This window comes from Stenotrophomonas sp. 57, from assembly GCF_030291075.1.
In the GTDB taxonomy this organism is placed as follows: Bacteria; Pseudomonadota; Gammaproteobacteria; order Xanthomonadales; family Xanthomonadaceae; genus Stenotrophomonas.
Genome location: NZ_CP127407.1, coordinates 2,271,342 through 2,289,313 on the forward strand (window position 1 = coordinate 2,271,342; position 17,972 = coordinate 2,289,313).

The 17,972-nt window shown below is 66.0% G+C and carries 17 protein-coding genes; 6 read left to right on the forward strand and 11 right to left on the reverse strand.

What is annotated here, in order from left to right; translation table 11 throughout:
* Positions 1 to 35 precede the first annotated feature (35 nt).
* Both QP512_RS10465 and QP512_RS10470 read left to right on the forward strand, forming a co-directional pair.
* Positions 36 to 2,612, forward strand: a complete 2,577-nt coding sequence (locus QP512_RS10465) for a glycoside hydrolase family 3 protein (RefSeq protein ID WP_286068413.1) — start codon at positions 36 to 38, stop codon at positions 2,610 to 2,612.
* A gap of 190 nt (positions 2,613 to 2,802) precedes the next feature.
* Entirely contained in the window at positions 2,803 to 4,050 is a 1,248-nt protein-coding gene (locus QP512_RS10470) for an arsenic transporter (protein WP_286068414.1), read from the forward strand.
* Between the two features lie 25 nt (positions 4,051 to 4,075).
* Here the strand turns inward: QP512_RS10470 and QP512_RS10475 are convergent, their stop codons facing one another.
* The 5 genes from QP512_RS10475 to QP512_RS10495 form a co-directional block, all read right to left on the reverse strand.
* Complete coding sequence (locus QP512_RS10475) at positions 4,076 to 5,515, reverse strand: porin (protein WP_286068415.1); 1,440 nt, start codon at positions 5,513 to 5,515, stop codon at positions 4,076 to 4,078.
* A gap of 134 nt (positions 5,516 to 5,649) precedes the next feature.
* Positions 5,650 to 6,426: an ABC transporter permease gene (locus QP512_RS10480; protein ID WP_286068416.1), complete on the reverse strand. Its 777-nt coding sequence runs from the start codon at positions 6,424 to 6,426 to the stop codon at positions 5,650 to 5,652.
* Positions 6,410 to 7,243, reverse strand: a complete 834-nt coding sequence (locus tag QP512_RS10485) for an ABC transporter ATP-binding protein (protein WP_286068417.1) — start codon at positions 7,241 to 7,243, stop codon at positions 6,410 to 6,412. The genes QP512_RS10480 and QP512_RS10485 overlap by 17 nt, the downstream gene beginning before the upstream one ends.
* 14 nt (positions 7,244 to 7,257) lie before the next feature.
* Positions 7,258 to 8,316 carry an ABC transporter substrate-binding protein gene (locus tag QP512_RS10490; protein WP_286068418.1) on the reverse strand — a complete coding sequence of 353 codons (1,059 nt, stop codon included), beginning with the start codon at positions 8,314 to 8,316 and terminating at the stop codon, positions 7,258 to 7,260.
* A 76-nt stretch (positions 8,317 to 8,392) separates the two neighbouring features.
* Positions 8,393 to 9,514 carry a 4-oxalomesaconate tautomerase gene (locus QP512_RS10495; protein ID WP_286072031.1) on the reverse strand — a complete coding sequence of 374 codons (1,122 nt, stop codon included), beginning with the start codon at positions 9,512 to 9,514 and terminating at the stop codon, positions 8,393 to 8,395.
* A gap of 109 nt (positions 9,515 to 9,623) precedes the next feature.
* Between QP512_RS10495 and QP512_RS10500 the strand changes: the two genes are divergently transcribed.
* Positions 9,624 to 10,526: a LysR family transcriptional regulator gene (locus tag QP512_RS10500; protein WP_286068419.1), complete on the forward strand. Its 903-nt coding sequence runs from the start codon at positions 9,624 to 9,626 to the stop codon at positions 10,524 to 10,526.
* Between the two features lie 65 nt (positions 10,527 to 10,591).
* On the opposite strand, the gene QP512_RS10505 is transcribed toward QP512_RS10500, so the two are convergent.
* The 3 genes from QP512_RS10505 to QP512_RS10515 form a co-directional block, all read right to left on the reverse strand.
* Positions 10,592 to 13,240 (reverse strand): excinuclease ABC subunit UvrA, encoded by a 2,649-nt coding sequence (locus QP512_RS10505; protein WP_286068420.1) that lies wholly within the window; start codon positions 13,238 to 13,240, stop codon positions 10,592 to 10,594.
* Positions 13,241 to 13,373: 133 nt separating this feature from the next.
* Positions 13,374 to 13,889: a hypothetical protein gene (locus tag QP512_RS10510; RefSeq protein WP_286068421.1), complete on the reverse strand. Its 516-nt coding sequence runs from the start codon at positions 13,887 to 13,889 to the stop codon at positions 13,374 to 13,376.
* 40 nt (positions 13,890 to 13,929) lie between these two features.
* Complete coding sequence (locus tag QP512_RS10515; RefSeq protein ID WP_049430846.1) at positions 13,930 to 14,361, reverse strand: BLUF domain-containing protein; 432 nt, start codon at positions 14,359 to 14,361, stop codon at positions 13,930 to 13,932.
* 171 nt (positions 14,362 to 14,532) lie between these two features.
* Here QP512_RS10515 and QP512_RS10520 point away from each other — a divergent pair, with 171 nt between their 5' ends.
* Positions 14,533 to 14,778, forward strand: a complete 246-nt coding sequence (locus QP512_RS10520; RefSeq protein ID WP_286068422.1) for a hypothetical protein — start codon at positions 14,533 to 14,535, stop codon at positions 14,776 to 14,778.
* A gap of 89 nt (positions 14,779 to 14,867) precedes the next feature.
* Complete coding sequence (locus QP512_RS10525; protein WP_286068423.1) at positions 14,868 to 15,119, forward strand: hypothetical protein; 252 nt, start codon at positions 14,868 to 14,870, stop codon at positions 15,117 to 15,119.
* A gap of 35 nt (positions 15,120 to 15,154) precedes the next feature.
* Here the strand turns inward: QP512_RS10525 and QP512_RS10530 are convergent, their stop codons facing one another.
* The 3 genes from QP512_RS10530 to QP512_RS10540 are packed head-to-tail and all read right to left on the reverse strand — an operon-like array spanning position 15,155 to position 17,270.
* Positions 15,155 to 15,448, reverse strand: a complete 294-nt coding sequence (locus QP512_RS10530; protein WP_286068424.1) for a hypothetical protein — start codon at positions 15,446 to 15,448, stop codon at positions 15,155 to 15,157.
* A gap of 23 nt (positions 15,449 to 15,471) precedes the next feature.
* Positions 15,472 to 16,356, reverse strand: coding sequence for a methylenetetrahydrofolate reductase (locus tag QP512_RS10535; protein WP_286068425.1), 885 nt, complete (start codon positions 16,354 to 16,356; stop codon positions 15,472 to 15,474).
* On the reverse strand, positions 16,356 to 17,270 hold the full coding sequence (locus tag QP512_RS10540) for a LysR family transcriptional regulator (protein ID WP_286068426.1): 915 nt from the start codon (positions 17,268 to 17,270) through the stop codon (positions 16,356 to 16,358). The genes QP512_RS10535 and QP512_RS10540 overlap by 1 nt, the downstream gene beginning before the upstream one ends.
* Before the next feature lie 75 nt (positions 17,271 to 17,345).
* On the opposite strand from QP512_RS10540, the gene msuE reads away from it, so the two are divergent.
* Positions 17,346 to 17,933 carry an FMN reductase gene (msuE, locus tag QP512_RS10545; RefSeq protein ID WP_286068427.1) on the forward strand — a complete coding sequence of 196 codons (588 nt, stop codon included), beginning with the start codon at positions 17,346 to 17,348 and terminating at the stop codon, positions 17,931 to 17,933.
* Positions 17,934 to 17,972 lie beyond the last annotated feature (39 nt).

The window sequence follows — 17,972 nt, forward strand, 5'->3', positions numbered from 1 at the left end:
CCCACCCAAGCCACCCTTCCGAGATGATTGTTCCGATGAACGTCCGTCATTCCGATCGTGCGAAGCGCAACCCCGTTTTCCGTCCCCACCGCCTGATGCTGGCTGCGGCGCTTGCCATGGCGCTGGTACCTGCGGCCGGTGCGGCCCCTGCCCCGGTGAACGACGCAGGCACCATCACGCCCGCGCACTGGCCCAGGGCAACCTGGCCGCTGGCCAACGATCCGGCCATGGAACGACGCATCGACGCGCTGATCGCATCAATGACGCTGGAAGAAAAGGTGGGCCAGATCGTGCAGGGTGATATCGCCAGCATCACGCCCGATGACGTGCGCAGATATCGATTGGGTTCAATACTGGCAGGCGGCGCATCCGACCCAGGTGGCCGGTACAACGCAAAGCCCGCCGAATGGCTTGCGCTGGCCGACGCGTTCTGGGAAGCCTCGATGGACACGCGCAACGGTGGCAAGGCCATTCCCATCGTCTGGGGCATTGATGCGATGCATGGCCAGAGCAACGTGGTGGGTGCCACCCTGTTCCCGCACAACATCGGCCTGGGTGCAGCGCGCAACCCGGAATTGCTGCGCGAGATCGCAAGGATCACCGCGGCCGAAACCCGCGTGACCGGCATGGAATGGACGTTCGCGCCGACCGTGGCCGTCCCGCAGGATGACCGCTGGGGGCGCACGTACGAGGGCTACTCGGAAGATCCGGCACTGGTGGCCAGCTATGCAGGGGCATTCGTCGAGGGCCTGCAGGGCAAGGCGGGGGCCGCTGACTTCCTCGACGACCACCACGTGATGACCACGGTCAAGCATTTCCTCGGCGATGGCGGCACGGACAACGGAAAGGATCAGGGCAACACCACGGTCAGCGAGGCCGAATTGCGTGACATCCACGCCGCCGGATACCTGCCGGCGATCAATGCGGGCGCGCAGTCGGTGATGGCGTCGTTCAACAGCTTCCATGGCGAGAAGATGCACGGGCACAAGCCACTGTTGACCGATGTGCTGAAGGACCGGATGGGTTTCGGCGGCTTCGTGGTCGGTGACTGGAACGGCCATGGCCAGATCAAGGGCTGCAGCAACACCGACTGCGCGAAGACCTACGTCGCCGGCCTGGACATGGCCATGGCACCGGACAGCTGGAAGGGGATGTACGAGAGCACGCTGGCCCACGTGAAGGACGGCACCCTGCCGGAGGCGCGGCTGGACGATGCCGTCCGCCGCATCCTGCGGGTGAAGATGCGCATGGGCCTGTTCGACAAGCCCAAGCCTTCCGAGCGCGCATTGGGCGGCAAGTTCGAGCTGCTCGGGGCGCCAACGCATCGCCAGGTGGCGCGGCAGGCCGTGCGTGAATCGCTGGTGCTGCTCAAGAACCAGAACCACCTGCTGCCACTGTCGCCGAAACAGCGGGTACTGGTTGCGGGCGATGGCGCCAACGACATGAGCCGTCAGGCGGGCGGCTGGACGCTCAGCTGGCAGGGCGACGGCACGCGGCGCGAGGACTTCCCGAATGCGGAAACGATCTGGGAAGGTCTGCAGGCACAGGTCAAGTCAGGCGGTGGCCAGGCCGAACTGGCGATCGATGGCCGTTACCGCAACCGTCCCGATGTGGCCATCGTGGTGTTCGGCGAAGATCCCTACGCCGAATTCCAGGGTGACCTGCCCAACCTGATGTTCAAGAACGGCAAGTCCGGAGACCTGGAGCTGATGCGACGCCTGAAGGCAGACGGCATTCCGGTCGTGGGGGTGTTCCTGAGCGGGCGACCGCTGTGGCTGAACCGCGAAATCAACGCCGCCGATGCCTTCGTGGCTGCGTGGCTGCCTGGCTCGGAAGGTGGGGGCGTGGCCGATGTGCTCCTGCGTGGCGCCGATGGGCGCGTGCAACACGACTTCCGCGGAAAGCTGAGCTTCTCCTGGCCACGCCGCGCCAACCAGTACCAGAACAACGTGGGGCAGAAGGACTACGACCCGCAGTTCGCCTACGGCTACGGCCTGACCTATGCCGACAAGGGAAACCTGCCTGCGCTTTCCGAGGACCTCGGCATTGATCCGGACGCCGCAGGTAGCGGCACCCTGTTCGAGCGTGGCGTGGCCGGCACCGGCCTGATGCTTCGCCTGACTGCCGCCAATGGCGAATCGACCGATGTCGTGCATCCCAATGCAACCACTGCCGACCAGTCACTGGCGATGGTCGCGATCAACACCGATGTGCAGGAGGGTGCGCGCCGGTTCAGTTTCCGGGCGCCGGCCACGGTGGCATTGCAGGCCAATACGCCGCTGGACTGGTCGCGCGAAACCAACGGCGAGCTCTCCGTGGTAGCGACCGTGCGTGTCGAACAGCTCCCGGCGGAATCCGCGGTGACACTCGCTACCGCCTGCGGTGCGGCGTGTGCTGCCGAGGTCGCATTGGGCCCTGCGCTGTCGGCGGCGCCGCGGAACGAGTGGGTCAGGCTGGGCGTTCCCCTCAAGTGCCTGGCCAAGGCCGGGGCAGACATGAGCCGCTTGAACGTACCGTTTGCGCTGCGCGCCGGAAAGGGCACAACGCTTGCGATCACCTCGGTGGTACTGGGCACCGAGTTCGATCGCAAGGTGGAATGCGCGACGCAGTAGGCGCCGTGTTGAATGCCTTGGCGCGGCCGTCACGGAACGCGCCGCGCCATGGCATTCGCTGGGCAGCCAGCACGGTATGATGCCGCAACCCCGGCACTTGCACTGATCGCAGCGGGCGCCCGCACGCCGATCACATGCGCCGGAGAACCGGCGACAGGGTCGATGGACGGCACCGCGCACGCCCTACTCCATGCTCGCTTCCCATTCTTCGCTCATCATCTGGATGGCGGTGGCCGTTGCCACTGTCGGCCTTCTGTTCCGCCCGTTCCGCATCCCGGAGTACGCGTGGGCGCTCGGCGCCGCCGCGTTGCTTCCGCTCAGCGGCACCCTGTCGTTCGGCACGACCTGGCACGCAGTCGCAGAAGGCCGCGACGTCTACCTTTTCCTGGTTGGCATGATGGTGCTGGCCGAGCTTGCCCGCCGCGAAGGGCTGTTCGACTGGCTGGCGCTGTATGCGGTGCGGCATGCGGGCGGCTCGGGGCGGCGCCTGTTCGACCTCGTGTTCCTGGTCGGCACGCTGGTAACGGTGTTTCTTTCCAATGATGCGACAGCCGTGGTGTTGACCCCGGCTGTCTACGCAGCCTGCAAGGCGGCCCGCGCCAATCCTCTGCCCTACCTGTTCGTCTGTGCCTTCATCGCCAATGCGGCCAGCTTCGTGTTGCCCATCTCCAACCCGGCCAACCTGGTGGTGTACGGCCAGCACATGCCGCCGCTGCTGCAGTGGCTGGCGCAGTTCGCCCTGCCCTCGCTGGCGGCGATCGGTGCGACCTATCTGGTGCTGCGCTGGGTGCACCGGCGCGAGATCGCACAGCCGCTGGTGGCCGCGCCGCAGCATCGCCCGCTGACCGAGGGCGGGCGCCTGAGTGCGCTGGGCGTGCTGTTCACCGGCGGCGTTCTGCTGGTGACCTCTGCACTTGACGGACCGCTCGGCGTGGCCACGTTCTGCGCCGGTGCACTGAGCGTGGCGGCCGTGGTGGTTCGCCAGCGCCGCAGCCCGCTACCGCTGCTGCGCCACGTATCCTGGGGCGTGTTGCCGCTGGTGGCCGGCCTGTTCGTGCTGGTGGAAGCGGTGGCCCAGACCGGTGTCATCCAGACTGCGGCCAGCGCGCTGCAGTCCGTGGCGAAGGCTTCCCCGCAGCAGTCCAGCTGGCTGGCCGGTGGTGCGGCGGCGTTGCTCAGCAACCTGGCCAACAATCTGCCGGTCGGGCTGGCGGCCGGTTCGCTGGGGCAGATGGCCGACCTGCCGGCACAGACCCGCGCCGCGCTGCTGATCGGCGTGGACCTTGGGCCGAACCTCTCGGTGACCGGCTCGCTGGCCACGATGCTGTGGCTGGTGGCGTTGCGTCGCGAGGGCGTGCATGTCAGCGCACTCGACTTCCTGCGCGTCGGCGCGCTGGTGATGCCGCCCGCGCTGATCGGAGCGCTGCTGCTGCTCTGATCGGCGCGCGGGCGGCGCGTCGGTGTCAGAACGCCAGCTGCAGGCGGGTATTGAAGGTGGTGCCTTCATCGCTGCCTGCTGCACTGCCACTGCGGTGGCGGGTCTGCCAACGGACGGCTTCGAACATCACGCGGCTGAAATCGTTGAGATACCAGTTCGCGCCCAGGGTCCATGCGTGGCCGGTGCCGCCACTGGGCAACTCGGCATAGTCCACGTCTTCATAGCGGCCCTTCAGCTCCCATGCACCGCGACCACCACGGGTCACCGGGTCAGCCACCTTCACGCGCCCCCAGGTACCGGTCCTGCCGGTGTAGGACGGGCGTGCGCCGGCCAGGAACCAGCCGGCCGAGATCGCCCAGGCCTCGTGGTCACGATCGTAACGGCCGCTGTCGTCGCTCCCCCGCAGGTTGCGGGTGCCCCATTCGCCGGTCGCCCACGCCGGCCCGACGAAGCCGGCCAGTTCCGCGCCATAGGCCGTACTGCGCTCGGCGCCCAGCAGTGTGCCCGGCGCGATCTTGACCAGGTCGTTGAAGTGCCCAGCGATGGCCGAACTGCGGACGACGCCGCTGGCGCCTGCAGCGATCTCCTCGTGGAAGGCCCAGGCCCCCAGGTGTACGGTGACCGCGTCGTTGGCCACCGGGTTCCAATGCACGCGCGTGGCCCAGGTCTGGCTGTCGTTGTCGGTGCCGGCGTTGTTGAGATCGTTGCCGGCCACCGACAGGCTGGCATGCCACCCCTTTCCATAGATGCGCTCGGTCAACCCGACACCAAACAGGCCGCGCTGTGGCAGCATCAGCGTGCCGACCACGTTGCGCTCCTGGAACGGCGTGTTGGAGGTGCTGCTGGAACCATCGATACCGCGATCATTCAAGCGATTGCCAACTGTGAGATCGGCCGACAGCCCGAACAGGGCGTGATCCAGCGTGGCGTAGACCGACTTCCAGGCCACCGCGTTGTCGGCGAAGTCACCCTCCACCACCCAGCCCAGGGTTCCGTAGCGTCCCTCTGCCCCAAGGCGCACCGAACGGATCTCGGTACCCGAAACGTTGCGGCCGGCGACCGCGGAACCGTCAGTACTGGAGGCATCGACGAACAGGCGGCCGCGGGGACGGAACACCGTATTGCCGTCGGCACTGCTGAACTCCGGTGCGCCCTTGGCCCAGGAGACCTTGGGCAGCTTGGACTGTCCCGATTCCAGTGTGGCCACGCGCGTCTCCAGCGCAGGCCCGGGCGCGGGCGGAGCGGGAGGCCCGGCCGCCATGCCCTGCCCGCCCTCGACGGCGCGCAGGCGCGCTTCCAATTGCTGGATCTGCAGCGCCTGCTGCTGCACCAGGCGTGACAGTTCGGCCTGGCTCAGTGGTGCGGGCGGGGACGAAACAGCCTGGGCGCCAGCATGGCCACTGGCCAACAGCAGGCCGAGCGCGACCGACAGCGCTGCCAGCGGCAGCACGGTGGAATGGTTCATGGACTCTCTCTCCGGCCAGCCGGCCCCCTGGCCCGGCGCTGGCCTGTTGCGGTGGTGCGGGGGAAGATCGGGGGAAGAAGTGCGCGCCGCCGGATCGGTCCGGCGGCGCGGCAGGCCGGCTCAGCGCGGCCAGTTCAGCTGGTGGCCTGTGCCTGTGCGTTGGGACGCCAGGTGATCAGCTTGTTCTCGACCACGTCCAGCATGGCGTCGATGACCAGCACGAAGGCGGCCAGAATGATGATGCCGGCAAAGACGCCCACCGCATTGAAGTTGCCCTCGGCCTGCGCGATCAGGTAACCCAGGCCCGCCGAGGCGCCAAGGTACTCACCGATGATCGCGCCGACCACCGCGAAGCCCACCGAAGTGCGCAGCGAGGACAGGATCCAGCTGGCTGCTGCCGGGAAGTAGACGTGGCGCAGCAGGTCGCTGCGGCTTGCGCCCAGGATGCGGGCATTGGCCAGTACCACCGGATTCACCTCACGCACGCCCTGCATGGCATTGAAGAACGTAGTGAAGAACACCAGGGTGACCGCCAGCGCCACCTTCGACCACAGGCCCAGCCCCAGCCACAACACGAAAATCGGCGCCAGCACTACGCGCGGAATTGCGTTGAAGCCTTTGATGAAGGGATCGAGGATGCGCGCCGAACGGCGGCTCAGGCCCAGCCAGACACCGCCAGCCACACCCAGGCCGGTGCCGATGATGTAGCCCAGCGCGGTTTCGGTAAGGGTGATGTAGACATGCTGGTAGAACGAGGTATCGGACAACCAGGTCCAGGCCTGCTGCACGATCGCCGTCGGCGAAGGGAAGAAGAACGGATCGATCACGCCCAGCGCGATACCGCCTTCCCAGCCGCCGAAAACGGCGACTACCAGGGCCAGCTGGATGAATTTGTCAGTCTTGGCGTGCATAGCTCTTCTCCACTTCGCCGCGCAGGCAGGCCCAGATGTCGCGGTACAGGTCGGTGAAACGGTCATCCAGCTTGATCTCGGCCACGTTGCGCGGACGTTCCAGGCCCACGTCGAAGCTGCGCACCACCCGGCTGGCTGGGCCGGAGGACAGCACCACCACGCGATCCCCCAGGGCGATCGCTTCTTCCAGGTCATGGGTGATCAGGATCACCGAGCGCCGGTCCTCCTGCCAAAGACGCAGCAGCTCGTTCTGCATCAGGTGGCGGGTGTGGATGTCCAGCGCCGAGAACGGTTCATCCATCAGGATCACCTTCGGCTCGACGATCAGCGCCTGCGCCATCTGCACCCGCTTGCGCTGGCCACCGGACAGCTGGTGCGGGTAGCGGTGCTCGAAACCGGCCAGGCCGACCTTCGCCAGCCACGCGTTGGCCTTGGCCTTGCGTTCGGCTTCGGGCACGCCGCGGAAGCGCAGGCCGAGTTCAACATTCTGGTAAGCCGTCTTCCACGGCAGCAGCGCATCCTGCTGGAACAGGTAGCCGACCGACTCCTGCACACCGCTGACGGCGCGGCCGTCGATGCTCACCTGCCCGGAAGACGGCTTCAGCAGGCCCGCCACGGAATTGAGGATGGTGCTCTTGCCGCAGCCGGTCGGGCCGACGATGGCAAGGAACTCGCCGTCACCCACCTGGATGTCGACATCACGCACGGCGGTGAATTCGCCGAAGGACATGGTCACCTTGTTGATGGCGACCATGGTCTGTGCAGGATCCAGCTGCGGTGCGCCATTGAACTGGCGCACGGTGGCATTGAGGGCCATGGGGTTACCTCCGCTTACGGTTGGGCAGCCGGCGCCGCAGCGTTGGCACGCTCGACGAAGGCATTGGTGTAGGTCCTGGACAGATCGATGTTGGCCTTGGCCACATCCGTGTTGAACTCGCGCAGCACCTTCAGTGGGGTTTCCAGGTCGGACGGCGTGAAGTGACCGTCCCTGGTAAAGATCGCGCGGGCGTTCTCCACAGCGCGGGCATAGGTGGCGCGATCGCCGGAGACGTAGCTGTCCGGCAGCGCGGCAACGATCTCTTCGGCACTGTTGTCAGCGATGAACTTCAATGCCATCTGCTCGGCACGGGCGATCTTCTCGGCCGCTTCGGGGCGCTTGTCCAGGAAGCTCTGGTTGGCATACATCACCGAGGTCGGATACAGGCCGCCATAGACCTGGCGGGCGCCGTCGTCGCTGCGCGCGTCGAGGAGGATCTTGCCGACCTTGCGCTCGGTGATGAGGGTGGCAGCCGGGTCGTAGTTGACCAGCAGGTCGATCTTGCCCTGCTCAAGGGCAGCAACCGCTGCGGCGCCGGAGCCGACACCGATCAGCGAGATGCTGTCGGCCGGAATATCATGCTGGGCGAGGAAGTGACGGACGAAGAAGTCTGACGAGGAGCCCGGCGCGGTGATCCCGACCTTCTGGCCCTTGATGGTTTCCGGCCGGGCCGGATCGAAGGTGGCGTCTTCGCGGCCGGCCATCACCAGCCCGGAATTGCGCGAGAGCAGCACAAAGGCGACCACGTCCTTGCCCTTGGCCTGCATCTGGATGGTGTGATCGTAGAAGCCGACGGCCACATCGGTGGAATTGGCCACCAGCGCCTGCAGTACCTTGGAGCCGCCCTGGGCGAAGTTCTCTGTCTTCACCTGCAGGCCGACGTCCTTGAAGTACCCCTTGGCGTCGGCGATGAAGAACGGCAGGTTGTTGAGGTTGTAGGAGCCGACGCTGATGCGCACCGGTGCGTTGTCGGCGCTGCCTGTGGTCGCACCTTCGGCGCGGCCGCTGTTGCTGCACCCGGCCGCGGCCAGGCCGGCCGCGCACAGCGCGACCATCAGGAACTGCTTGTACATCATCCCTCCCAGGAGTGAAGCATCTACGTTGTGGTGGCGGGGCAGGCACGCCTGTGCCGACCCGGCCGGTTTCAGATCATGCCGCTGACGTCCATTGGCGGTCTTGGGTGGTACTGGTCGTGGCGTGCGCGGGCGACGTTGCATATACCCGACCGTCGAACAGTCTGCGCGCGGTGCGGATCACGCTGGCAATCACCGGCGTATCGTCCGAACTGCGACTGAGACCCACCTCCAGGGCCCCGCTCGGATGTTCGAGGGTAATGCTGCCGGGAACGGACAGGCATCCGACCAAAGTGTGGGCCAGCGTGCCCGGCGTGACGGCGGCGGTGGCCAGGCCGACCGCGCCGGTAATGGCCAGTGCAGTGTGGCATTGGTGCGGCATGAAATAGCGCACCTGCAGATCGCCCCCCTGTTGCGGCGCCGACAGCAGCACCGGCTTGGGAATGACCTTGTTGCCGGCGTCGGCGATGCCCATGCGGGCGCCTGCCTGGATGCGCAGCGCTTCCAGCCGGCGCATGAATGTCGCATCCGCGTTCAGTTCGGCGGGCGAAGCATCACCTCGTACGCCCAGATCTTCGGCACGCACCAGCATCATCGGCATGGCGCAGTCCACCAGGCTGACCGGGACGCCATCGATGGACTCCTGCGCGTGCCCGCTGGGCAGCAGCTTGCCGGTGCGGGCGCCCGCGGCATCAAGGAAGGAGAGTCTGACCGGCGAGGCCGAACCGGGCGCACCGGCAATGCGCGTATCACCGCGATAGACCACCTTGCCGCCAGGCGTTTCCACCGTCGCGATGATCAGCTTGCCGGTATTGACGTTGTGGATGCGCACCTCGGTCTGCGGATCCTGGGCCTGCACCAGCCCCCGCTCAATGGCATACGGGCCCACTGCCGCCAGCATGTTGCCGCAGTTGGGGGACGTGTCCACCACCTGCTGTTCCACCCTTACCTGGGCGAACAGATAGTCCACGTCGGCGTCTGCCCGGCTGGATCGGTCGATGATGGCCACTTTGCTGGTCAGCGCGTTGCCTCCACCGATGCCGTCGATCTGCAGCGGATGACCCGACCCCATCACTTCCACCAGCAGGCGATCGCGTTCGGCGGTGTTCGCCGGAAGGTCGCTGGCCAGGAAGAACGGGCCCTTGGAGGTGCCGCCTCGCATGAGCACGCAGGGAATGCTGAGCAGATCGTTGGACATACGTGTGCTAGATTGATGCGTATAGGGGATGAATGGCCCCTCTGTGATTCGATACTGGCATGACCCCAATTGATCTGTGAATTGCTGCTTTTTGGATTATTGATACATTATGAGCATCAATTGTGAAATCCTCGATCTCCGCGCGTTCCTGCTTGTATCGGAGACACGCAGCTTCCATCGGGCCGCGGAGATCCTGCACGTCTCCCAGCCGGCACTCAGCCGACGGATACAGAAGCTGGAGCAGGCCGTGGGTTCGCCTCTGCTGGAGCGCACCACGCGCAGCGTCAGCACGACCGCAGTCGGCGAGAACCTGCTGCCGCTGGTGCGTCGCATGCTGGAGGAATTCGATGGATCACTGTTCTCACTGCGCGGCCGCGAAGACACCCGCGGTGCTACTGTCACCATCGCCTGCCTGCCTACGGCCGCGTTCTATTTCCTGCCAAGCGTGATGGCGCGCTTCCACGAAGCGCATCCCAACGTGCGCTTCCGGATCCTGGATATCCCGGCGACCGAGGGCCTGCAGGCGGTGGAGCGTGGCGAAGTCGAGTTCGGCATCAACTTCATGGGCGCCAACGATCCGAATCTCGACTTCGACGTACTGGCCGAAGACCCGTTCGTGCTGGCTTGCCGACGCGACCACCCGCTGGCCCGCAAGCGCAGGGTGGAGTGGGCCGACCTCGCCGAGCATCAGCTGATCACCGTGCATCGCACCAGCGGCAATCGCACGCTGCTGGACGGCGCCCTGGCGCGCGAGAACCTCAAACTGAGCTGGCACTACGAAGTGACCCACCTGTCGACGTCACTGGGCATGGTCGAGGCCGGCATCGGCGTTTCTGTCCTGCCGAAAATGGCGACGCCGGACGGGGATCACCCCACCCTGGTGACGCGCTCGATAGGCAACCCTGTGGTGTCGCGCACGATCGGGATCGTCCGTCGCCGAGGCGCCCTGCTCTCGCCTACTGCGGAACGCTTTCTTCAGATGTTGATGAGCCAGTGGCGCGGGGAGAGCTGAACATCGTTTGATGGACAGGCGGACCCGAGATCTGGCGGATCGTGATGGCCGGGCATGGCTCGGCCCTACAGGGGCGCCAGCTCGCGCGCCAGGAACGGCGCCGTCCGGCTGCCCTTGGCACGCGCCACCTGATGCGGCGTTCCCTTCGCCACGATCGTGCCACCGGCACTGCCTGCGCCCGGGCCAACGTCAATCACCCAGTCCGCCTGCGCGACCGCACGCATGTCATGCTCGATCATGATCACTGTGTTTCCTGCGTCGACCAGCCGCTGCAGCTGTACCAGCAGCCTGTCCGCATCGGAGGCATGCAGGCCGGTGGTGGGTTCGTCCAGCACGTAGAGCGTGCGCCCGTGCTGGCTGCGCTGCAGTTCGGTGGCCAGCTTGATGCGCTGGGCCTCACCGCCTGAAAGCTCGGTGGCCGGCTGGCCCAGCCGCAGGTAACCCAGGCCGATTTCCTGCAGCAGCTGCAGCGGTCGGGCGATGGGCTCCTCCCCGCTGAAGAACGCATGCGCCTGGTCCACCGTCATCTTCACGACCTCGGCGATGTTGCGGTCGTTCCACAATACCTTCAGCGTGGCTTCGTTGTAACGCGCGCCGTGGCAGGTGGGGCACGGGGCGTAGATGCTGGGCATGAACAGCAGCTCGACGCTCACGAAACCCTCGCCTTCGCAGGTCTCGCATCGGCCCTTGGCCACGTTGAACGAGAAACGGCCCGCATCGAACCGGCGACGACGTGCGGCCGGCGTCGCCGCGAACAGTTTGCGTACGTGATCGAACAGCCCGGTATAGGTGGCGAGGTTGGAGCGCGGTGTGCGGCCGATCGGCTTCTGGTCCACCTGCACCACGCGCTGGATGGCGTCCACATCACCGGCCAGTTGGCCCCGGGTGGTTTCGATCACGGTCGGCCCGTCCGTGGGTGAGACCTCGGCACCATCGTCCGCGGGTTCGTGCCCCAGATGCAGCAGCATCAGCTCCGGCAGCGCCTGCGCCATCAGGCTGGACTTGCCCGAGCCGGAAATGCCGGTCACTGCCGTCAGCAACCCCAGCGGCACCTGCGCGTCCACACCGTGCAGGTTGTGGCGATGGATGCCCTTCAGTTCCAGCCAGTTCGCGGCGCTTCGCTGGCGGCTGGCAGGCGCTGGCACCTGGTCGAACAGATACCGGGCGGTGCGCGAATCCTGCACCTGGCGCAGGCCACCGGGCTCGCCGCTGTAGAGCACCCGCCCTCCCCGCTCGCCGGCCTCCGGGCCCACGTCCACCAGCCATTGCGCGCGGCGCATCAGCTCCAGATCGTGCTCGACCACGAACACCGAGTTTCCGCCATCACGCAGCCGGTCCAACGCGTCGTACAGCGCCTGGCTGTCGGCCGGGTGCAGGCCAGCCGAAGGTTCGTCGAGCACGTACAGCACACCGAACAGCAGCGAGCTGAGCTGGGTGGCCAGCCGCAGGCGCTGCAGTTCGCCGGCGGACAGCGTGGGCGTGGCGCGGTCCAGCGAGAGGTAGCCCAGGCCCAGCTCACGCAGCTGCCGTACACGCGCCATGACCCCACTCGCCAGTCGCTGTGCAGCCAGCCGCTTCTCTTCCGACAGGGCCGAGGTCAGGCGGACATCCGGGGCTGAAGCATGGACGGCGCGCCCGCTGGCCGCCCGCTGGCTGCGGTCGCGGCGCGTGGTGTTCCTGCGGGTGCGTTCGCCCCTGCTGTGTGCGCTGAAATCACCCTGCGCGATGGGCTCCAGCAGATCTGCCAGCTGATCCAGGGGCAGCCGCATGAACTCGCCGATATCCACGCCCGCGAAGGTGACCGAGAGCGCTTCCGGCTTCAGGCGTTTCCCGTGGCAGGCCGGGCACAGCTTGCCTTCCATGTAGCGGGAAACCCGCTTGCGCATCAGCGCGCTCTGGGTATTGGCAAAGGTATGCAGCACGTAGCGACGCGCGCCGGTATACGTGCCCATGTAGCTCGGCTCGAGTTTGCGCTTGAGTGCTGCCCGGGTTTCGGCAGGCGTGAAGCCGGCATAGACCGGCACGGTGGGCGTTTCCTCGGTGAACAGGATCCACTCCCGGTCCTTCTTCGGCAGCTTCTTCCACGGCACGTCGATGTCGTAGCCGAGCGTGACCAGGATGTCGCGTAGGTTCTGGCCATGCCAGGCCGGCGGCCAGGAGGCGATGGCGCGCTCGCGGATGCTCAGCGACGGGTCCGGCACCATCAAGGCTTCGGTCACTTCGTAGACATGCCCCAGCCCGTGGCAGGTACTGCAGGCGCCCTGCGGCGTGTTGGGCGAGAAGTCCTCGGCGTAGAGCATCGGCTGGTCGGCCGGGTAGGCGCCTGCACGCGAGTACATCATGCGCACCAGGCTGGAGAGCGTGGTGACACTGCCCACCGATGAACGCGCATTGCTGGCGCCGCGCTGCTGCTGCAACGCCACTGCCGGCGGCAGCCCGTCGATGGCGTCCACATCGGGCACGCCGGCCTGGTCGATCAGGCGCCGTGCATACGGCGCAACCGATTCGAAGTAGCGCCGCTGCGCTTCGGCGAAGACGGTGCCGAAGGCCAGCGATGACTTGCCGGAGCCCGAAACACCGGAAAACACCACCAATGCGTTGCGCGGGATGGAGACGTCGACATTCTTGAGGTTGTGCTCGCGCGCACCGCGCACCTCGACGCAACCGCTGGCAGCGGCGGCACATGACGATTCACCAAAGGCGGACTTGGACATCTTCACGATCCTGCAGGCAGTGAGCGGCGCGCGCATGGGCGCGCCCGACAGTGCATTTTCGCTGTTGTGGAGTGAATGCGGGTGATGGTTCGGTCACGCCGCGCGTGATTCCCCGAACACCCGTGACGGCCTGTCAGCGGCCATCCGGCCGCACCGGCTCGCGGACGCCCGTACCGGCGGCAAACGCCACCTTGTCTCCATTGACCAGCTCGACTACGAGCTGGTTGGAGTGATTGAAGCCGATGGTGCTCACCCAGGCGAAGTGCGAGTCGGTACGCCTGAGCTGCGATGTGCGGCGATACAGTTGACCCAGGGTGACGGTGCGGACCAAGCGGCCACGATGGTAGAAAAGCAGCACCGGCTCGCTCAACGTCACGTCAACCGGAACCAGGTTCATGCCCTCGTAGCCGACCACGACCGACTCCCCATCGTCCGACGGGAACAGCCAGCGATGCCAGCCGGGTATCAGCCAGGCTTCCTGACCCGATGCGTGCGGTGTTACCCGTGTTGAATTCAAGGCCGGATCGGAATCCGCACAGAGATTCCGCGCGGGGGAGCATGCCGTGAACCTCTCCGGCGGCGGCAGCGGGGCATCGGCAAGCGCCGGGCCCGCAGCCAGTGCAGCGACGAGCGTGATGAGAGCCTTCATTTCACTGCACACCTCGATCAGGTGGCCGCCGAAGCGGAAACTAAGCGGCGTGTACGTAGGGCGCTACTGCCGCAGCAAGCACATCGATTCCCCACGCGGAGCCTGCGATTTCCTCGGGCTGGCTTCTCTTGAAGCGTGACCAGTCGGCCCTGGCAAGTCGGCCGACCAGTAGCTGATCGGCAGGAAGCTGGTGCATCGACCAATAGGGAAACTGGCGGGTAGAAACGCGCCCGCGCGCCAGCTCCACGACATCCGTGTGGCTGGCCGATTGCAGCACGCGCTCGTAGACGCTGGCCACGCCATCTTCGGGCCCTTCGAAGTACTGCACGAATCGCGTTCCATCGTGCAGCAGCACGCCTGTCACCCCTGCAAGCTTGTTGAACCTTGCGGCATCGGCCACGAGCGCCTTCAGGCGATCAATCGAAAGACCTTCGGCGGCCTGGCTTGCGTATACAACGGCCCTGATGGGCATGGACATCAGCCTTGAATGTGGCGCCACGTCGGCACCTATTCACACTCTAGCATCCGGTACAAGCCCGGGCCGTGATGCGTATTCTTAATTCTTCAGAATACGGGTCGCGCCTTGCGACGCGACAGACGGCATGATGAGCGCCCCCACACGTTCAGGGCTTTATTCATCTTCATGCGCGACATCGGACAGTTCTATGTAATCAGCGTCGAAGGAGTGGCGCGTGAGGATGGCACCCTGCTGCAGGTCACTCGCATGGATTGTTCGTGCCTGAAGTGCTCAAGGCAGTTCCGGGCCATCCCTGGCCACGGCCTCGTCGACCTCAACGGCGCCGCTTCGCTCAGCTGCCCGGGATGCGGCAACCACCAGTCCGTCAGCCGGGCGCGGCTGCAGGAATTCATGCTGCGTACTGATCCATGAGCGAAGCGCACCCTTTCTCAACACTGCGCCAACGCGGCCGACACCGTCGCACCGCTATCTTCCCGTAGTAGACCCACAACGGCGTTCCGATGAGTCATACCGGCATATTCAAGATCACCGACCTCACCTACAGGCCGGGCGCAGAGGGCGACCTGGCCCGGGCCCTGCAGATCGAAGCCACCTGCACGGCCTGCGGCACAACCAGCATATGGGGCGAGCAGGAGATGGAGCATGTGCGAGGAGGCACCGTGCTTGCGTGTCGCGCGTGCGGTACGCGCCAGGCCATCAGCAACGCGGGCCTGATCAGCAGCCCGTCCGGGATACGCCGCCACCAGGGGTGAGCGGAAACTGCACTCCATCGCGACCGCGTTCCGTACTAGCTGGATCCCCGGTTTCGCTGCACCCACGCCAGGATCGAGCCCGCAAGCAGGCCGAGTACGATCATCGAAGGCAGCAGCCAGCTTTCGACGGCAAGATCGAGACTGTTCAGGTAGATCGTCGTGCCACGGATGAAGTACGGATGGATTTCACCTGCGGCTGGATAAGGCGCCAGAGGCGCATGCTGCAGTTTCCAGGTGCTGATGAAATAGGAAGCAACCGCCCCTGCTGTTGCCGCTGCACCCAGGGTCCATCCCACGATCGTGGCCAGTTGGCTTGATTTCCTGTTCAATGGCCATCCTCCTTCGCGTGGATTCACTGGATGACCTGTGAGCGGCAGGCTGCAGAGGCCTGCGCACGATAATGCCCGATCCAGTCCAACGACTGCGCGATGCCCCCGAACGGGAAGAAGTGCGGGCTGACCAAGCCATGGTCCTCGGTCAGTCCAGCTGCCATGCGATCCATGAACACCTCCGGCCCCGCCGTTCCAAGCAGCCGCCCGATCGAGATGCCGTACCTTGCCAGCATCGAGGCACTGGCGCCCACCCCGCACATCGCGGCGTAGCGCAGCAACCGCGCAATGCTTGCCGGACCGGGCACACCCACCAGCACCGGAACCACGATGCCGCGAGCGCGCAATGCATGCAGCCAGTCCAGAACGATACCGGCATCGAACGCGAACTGGGTGATGATCATCGGCGCCATGCCGCGCGCTTCGATGGCCCGGCACTTGTGTTCCAGCACCTGCCAGCGTTCTTCAGCGCGCATTGCCGGATGCCCTTCGGGGTGACCACCGATGGCGACGATCCTGATGCCGGACGTCTCCAGAAGACCGGTTTTGATGATGCAGGCGCTGTCAGCAAACGGTCCGGCGGGCGAGGCCAGGTCGCCGGCGATCACCAGGCACTGGGCGACACCGGCCTCGTTGGCGGCACGCTGCAGGAAGCGCTCAAGCACCGCACGCGACCCGATGCGCCGCGCCGAGAGATGCGGCATCGGCTCGAAGCCCAGCTCACGCACCCTGCGCGCCGCTGCCAGGCGTGCGTCGTCGTCCTCGCTGGCCAGCCAGGGAATGGAAATCGTGGTGCCGCGCGGAATGCGGGTGGCTTCGGCACCCAGCGCCGGCATGGCCTTGGCGCTTACCTCCAGCGAAAAGGCATCAAGGAAGGCCTGCACCTGCAGCGACGTAGGCGCGGACATCACGCGCCCACGCCTGCACTACTCGCCAGGGGCGAACTGTTCCGCGCCAGTTCGATGAAAGCCTGCAGGTAGTCGATGCTGGTATCGGCCTCGCGCGCACCCAGATAGATCTGCTTGGGAATGCCCTTCGCGCCGAGGCGTACCGGCACCACGTCCATGCGCGCGGCATACTCCTCCACCAGCCAGCGCGGCATGGCGGCCACGCCACGGCCGCTGGCCACCATCTGCATCATGATGTCGGTGGTTTCAATGGCCTTGTGCCGCCGTGGCGTGATGCCGGCCGGAAGCAGGAACTGGTTGTAGATGTCCAGGCGCTCGAACGGCACCGGGTAGCTGATCAGCACTTCCTGGGCCAGCTGGCGTGGCTTTACATGGTCGAGCTTTGCCAGCGCATGGTTGCTGGCCACCACCAGCACCTGCTCGTAGTCGAACACCGGGATGAACGTCAGGCCTGGCTTCAGCAGCGGGTCGGGGGTGACCAGCAGGTCGATCTCGTAGCCGAACAAGGCGCCGATACCGCCGAACTGGAACTTCTGCTTGACGTCCACGTCCACATCCGGCCACGCGGCCAGGTACGGCGAGACGATCTTCAGCAGCCACTGGTAGCAGGGATGGCACTCCATGCCGATGCGCAGCGCACCGCGCTCGCCCTGCGCGAACTGGCCCAGTCGTTCCTCGGCCAGGGCCAACTGTGGCAGCACCCGGTTGGCCACGGCCAGCAGGTACTGCCCGGCCTGGGTCAGCCGCAGGCTGCGGCCTTCGCGCAGCCAGACGTCGGTGCCCAGCTGCTGCTCCAGCTTCTTCATGCTGTGGCTCAGGGCAGACTGGGTCAGGTTGAGCACGCCGGCGGCAGCGGTGAGCGAGCCCTGCTGCTCGACCTGCTGCACGATGCTGAGGTGGATCCGCTCCAGCATGATGATGAATCCCGCTCATGGATTGGTGAAGTAATACCATTTTACGTCATGGAAGGCACTGACTAGGATCGTGTCATGCTTTCACCTGCCCGCCCCCTTCGAATCGTCGCCGTCTCCGGCGGACTGCAACGCCCTTCTAGGGCCGCCACGCTGGCCGAGCATCTGCTGGGCCTGATCGGCGAGGACATCCACGGCGAGCAGCACCTGGTTGAACTGGGCGAACTGGCCCCGCAGCTGGCGGGCGCGCTCTGGCGTTCGCAGCTGCCCGACACCGTGGAACGCCAGTTGGCCGCTGTTGAGCAGGCCGATGTGCTGGTGGTGAGCACGCCGGTCTATCGCGGCTCGTATACAGGGCTGTTCAAGCACTTCTTCGACTTCATCCACCAGGACGCACTGGTCGACACCCCCATCCTGCTGGCCGCCACCGGTGGCAGCGAGCGCCACTCGCTGGTGATCGACCATCAGCTGCGCCCGCTCTTCAGCTTCTTCCAGGCACGCACCCTGCCGCTGGGTGTCTACGCCACCGACCGCGATTTCGCCGACGGCCGCGTGCACAACGACGCCCTGATCGAGCGGGCGCGACTGGCGGTACGGCGGGCCATGCCGCTGCTGGCGCTGCCCCGCCATCGTGCCACCGCCCTTGAGGCCGCCGCAGCTCTTTGAATGCCGGATGCCCTCGCCCGCATCCGGATGTCACCCCGC